Genomic DNA, 4,175 nt, shown 5'->3' with positions numbered 1-4,175 from the left:
GCGGCCGGCGCCTGCTGGGCCTGCGGCGCCGCCCTGGGGGCCGGCGTCCCGGCCTGTTCAGCGCGTCCCAGTCCGGGACGCGGGGAAAGCCGAGCGAGTCGATGATGTCGGACTCGCTCTTGCCGTTCGCCTCCGCTTTCTGGAACAGCTCTTCGTAGACGGCGATTATATTTTGACGCTCCCGTTCGGGGAGACCGCGCAATCGGTATTCCAACTCTTTGAAATATTCCAGCTTGCCCATAAGGGAGTGTCCCTCCTCGTTGTTTCGCATGCGATGTGCCGTAAGTTTCTTTGACAAGTTTAACAATAAATAAAAAAAGTCATAATGACCTAGTTTCTAGAGTCATATGACCTGTCACGATATGATTTGGCGCCGCGAACCGTCTGCAATACGGCTTCGGCAGCTGCTGAGGGGGATTTGAGGCGTTTCGGCGGTGCGCTGTCCGGGAATGGTTGTGGCCGGTTGGCTGCTAGAGCCGCATATCGCCGCATCCCGTCGGAACTTGCCGTTCAGCACAGCATGGAGCCTGATATGGATGCGGCGAACGATGTTTGCTTTGTTGCCTAAGTAAGTGATAACGGAACGTCGTTCCGTTATTCGCGGAGTGATGGACGAATGTTGCAAAATAACGGACTCTGGTTCCGCTATCGACGTCGAATGACCGGGAAATCCGTGGTTTGTCCCATTTTTGCGGGCAAATAGCGGATTCCCGTTCCGTTAATTTCGGGAAATAACGGGAAATGATGTCCATAACGGAACTGGGTTCCGTTATTATAAAAACGCCCGTGCGAGCGGGGGAACGGGTAGGGGGGCGACTCATGTTGGTGATAAAATGAGCGCTAGGTTCGCGTCGGCTTGTTTTCCGACATTGCTAGGCACTGCCGTTTCTACATATGCGACCGGCAGCTTCACCCCGTCGCGTCGCTTTGCCTGGCGTCGGCCGGTCGATGCGCTTTCGCGGCAGTGCAGGCGCTGAATGTCTAATGCTCCGGGCTATCAACTCTCGACCAACGCCCGCTAATCGCGCCGTCCCAGCCAACACCTGGATAATGGCACCAATCGGCATTCGCTCAGCGCCGACCAATCGTGCTCAGCCAACGCTAGCCAACCACACCCCAGAACACCCGGCCAACCGCCCTACAGCCAGCAATCGCCCAACGTCCGCCAATCGTGCCCACCAACAGCCAACTTTAGCCCAACGCCCACCAATCGCGCCCCAGCCAACAGCCAGCACCCGCCGCCCTGCCGCACCCACTAAAACCCCGCCAGCTCCCTACCACGGCCACCACCCTGCCACACTCACCGATCGCCCCGCCGCTCAGCGGAACTTCGGACCGGCGATGCCGTCCTCCACGTGCGGCGCGGGCAGCTCCGTTCCTTCGCCGTCGCCGGCATCCGCGCCCGAGTTGATGGCGATGACGGTCGGCTGCGGCGAATACGTATCGCGCGAGATCAGCTCCGTGCCGATTATTTTGCCGTTCTGCCTCTTGATCCGGGTCGTCTCCACCACGAAGCCGCGCTTGCCGTCCAGCACTTTCCGCTGCTCGCCCCGCCGCAGCGAGCTGTTTTTCACGTATTTGACAGGAGGCTCGATCGTCTTGACGATTTTCGAATCGATGTCGTAGCTGATGTCCTCCGGCAGGCGTCCGAACAGCTTCACCGTCAGCATGCCGTTAGCGGCCACGGTTCGGATCAGCAGTCCGTATCCCGTATTGTTCCTGAACCGGAAATTGATATACCCCGTGGAAAATGTCGCATCCTGCCCGAGCGGCACGTAAGAAATCGGCAGCGAATGATTGCGGCGCTCGACAATTTCAAGCCCGCTGCGCAGCACCGCGTTGTACAGCGTCGTCGACACTTGGCAGATGCCTCCGCCTACGCCGGGCACGATTTTTCCGTCGAGAATGACCGGCGCCTCCTGATACCCGAACGTCTTTTGCGTATTTTCGATCACCTTCGCATAGTCAAAAACGTCGCCCGGCTTCAGCATCATATCTTGCACCGTCGCCGCCGTCGATTCGATATTGTGCCGCCGCCCTGCGGACGACACGACGTATTCCGTCGTAAACTGCGCGATCTTGCGCTCGATGCCTTCGGCTCGAAGCGACGCTACGGTGACGCGCGGCGCCTCTTGCACGAGCGGCACGTCCGCGATAGCAACACCAGCGCCTCGTTCGCCTGCCAGCGAGGCGATTTTTGGCGCCGCCGCCAGCAGCGCTTCGGCCAGCTTCGCCGCGTCAATGCGCGGCACCGTCTGCTCCGCGACGTACGTGACCCGGTCGTCCGGTGTGATAACGCGCTGCGCATCGACGGGCTTCGCCTCGAACAGCGGCTTCCAAGCCGCGCGCAGCGCCGCCGCCAAATCCGCCGGCGGCAACGTCACGCGCAGCTCCAGCGATGCATGACGCAGCCGCCAGCGCTCGCCGGCGCGCTCCCACGGCGTGCCGCGGCGCAGCCCGTCCAGCTGCCGGCGCAGCTCGGCTGCGCTCGCCTGCACGCCGAGCTGCGCATACGTCGTCTGCAGCGGAGGCAGCCCGTACGCGCTCGTGCGCAGCTGCACGGGCGTCCGCCCGAGCGCCGCAATGCGCGCATCCAGCGCGGCGTCGAACGCCGTAAACGGCATGCCGCCGACATGCCATCCCGACACCGTCAGCCCGGCCGGAAGCCGCTGCTGCGACGCGTACCAGAACAAGCCGCCCATCACGAGCAGCAGCAGCCCCAGCACGGCGGCGAAGAACGAACCACGCATATCGGAAAGACGCGTTCATGGCGTCAGCCCCCCTTTCCCTCTCCGTAAGCCCATACCGCCCGGTTGTCCTCAAACCGATAGCGGGAACGCCGAAATCGGGCGGCTCGCCGGTTGCGGGGAACGGTGCGTTCCGTGCCCCGGGAGCAATTCCATACTTGTACATGTATAAGCTCGTCTCCGCCAAATATGAGAAAAACTCGCAGCAAACCCCGCTATCGCTTTCATGCTTAAGCGAAGGCAAGCTTTCCGCTGCGGTTACCAATCTTTCACCGCGCCTTGGCCGGCGTAGTCGATGCTATAATGTGAAAAAGTGTTGAAATTGTGCCGCTTTCGCAGGATTTTAGCGCGGGCTGTCGAAGTAAGTAAGGCTATCAAGGACAGGATGTGATCCGAGTGATTGAAATGCACGACGTCTGGAAGACGTACGCCGACGGCACGGAAGCGCTGCGGGGTATTAGCATCAAGGTCAATCCCGGCGATTTCGTCTATGTCGTTGGCCCATCCGGCGCCGGAAAATCGACATTCATGAAGCTGATGTATAGAGAAGAGCGCCCGACCAAAGGGCAAATTTTCGTCAACGGGTTTAACCTCGAGCGGCTGAAGCAGCGGAAAATTCCGTATGTGCGCCGCAACATCGGGGTCATTTTCCAGGATTACCGGCTTCTCCCGAAGCTGACCGTGTTCGAGAACGTCGCCTTCGCCATGGAGGTCATCGAGACGCCGAAGCGGACGATCAAGAGGCGCGTCATGGAAGTGCTTGATCTTGTAAAGCTGAAAGAGAAGGCCGGATCGCTGCCGACGCAGCTGTCCGGCGGCGAACAGCAGCGGGTGGCGATCGCGCGGGCGATTGTGAACAATCCTGCGGTCATTATCGCGGACGAGCCTACCGGCAATCTCGATCCGGAGACGTCGTGGGGCATTATGAAGCTGCTGGAGGAGATCAATCTGCGGGGCGCGACGATCGTGATGGCTACGCACAACAAGGAGATCGTGAACACGATGCGCAAGCGTGTCATCGCGATCGAGAACGGCCGGATCGCGCGCGACGAGCAGCGGGGGGAATACGGCTATGAAGATTAGCACCGGCCTCCGCCACGTGCGCGAAGGGACGAAGAACGTCGTCCGCAACGGCTGGATGACGTTCGCGTCCGTCAGCTCCATTTCCATCTCGCTGTTTATCCTCGGCCTGTTTTTGCTGTTGTCGCTCAACGTCAATTACATGGCCGACCAGATTGAGAAGCAGGTCGAGATACGCGTCTACCTCGAAGTCGATACCGGGGACGATGTCATTCAGCAGCTGCAGGACAAAATTCAGGCGATGCCTCAGGTCGCCAGCATCAAGTTCGTTTCGAAGGAAGAGGGACTGAAGTATTTGCGCGAACGGCTCGGCGAAAGCGGCAAGGATCTGCTGCAAGGGTTCGACGG

Annotated in this window: 4 protein-coding genes; 2 read left to right on the top strand and 2 right to left on the bottom strand. The window is 60.1% G+C overall.

Annotated features, from left to right (window positions below; genetic code table 11):
* Both SD70_RS32295 and SD70_RS32290 read right to left on the bottom strand, forming a co-directional pair.
* Positions 1-241, bottom strand: a 241-nt coding sequence (locus SD70_RS32295) for a DUF1700 domain-containing protein (RefSeq protein ID WP_041052797.1), incomplete at its 3' end; no start/stop codon positions are given.
* A gap of 1,078 nt (positions 242-1,319) precedes the next feature.
* Entirely contained in the window at positions 1,320-2,750 is a 1,431-nt protein-coding gene (locus SD70_RS32290) for a VanW family protein (RefSeq protein ID WP_041052794.1), read from the bottom strand.
* Between the two features lie 393 nt (positions 2,751-3,143).
* On the opposite strand from SD70_RS32290, the gene ftsE reads away from it, so the two are divergent.
* Both ftsE and SD70_RS32280 read left to right on the top strand, forming a co-directional pair.
* On the top strand, positions 3,144-3,830 hold the full coding sequence (gene ftsE, locus SD70_RS32285) for a cell division ATP-binding protein FtsE (RefSeq protein ID WP_041052792.1): 687 nt from the start codon (positions 3,144-3,146) through the stop codon (positions 3,828-3,830).
* The coding region (locus tag SD70_RS32280) for a permease-like cell division protein FtsX (protein ID WP_041052790.1) at positions 3,820-4,175 on the top strand (356 nt) is incomplete at its 3' end. The genes ftsE and SD70_RS32280, both read left to right, overlap by 11 nt.

Source organism: Gordoniibacillus kamchatkensis (assembly GCF_000829455.1).
Classification (GTDB): domain Bacteria; phylum Bacillota; class Bacilli; order Paenibacillales; family NBRC-103111; genus Gordoniibacillus; species Gordoniibacillus kamchatkensis.
Note: the sequence above shows the minus strand (reverse complement) of the source record. Positions and strands in the feature narration are given on the sequence as shown.

Bases quoted from the DNA above. Each gene is read 5' to 3' on its own strand.
- SD70_RS32290 (WP_041052794.1), bottom strand. From the start codon at position 2,750: ATGCGTGGTTCGTTCTTCGCCGCCGTGCTGGGGCTGCTGCTGCTCGTG.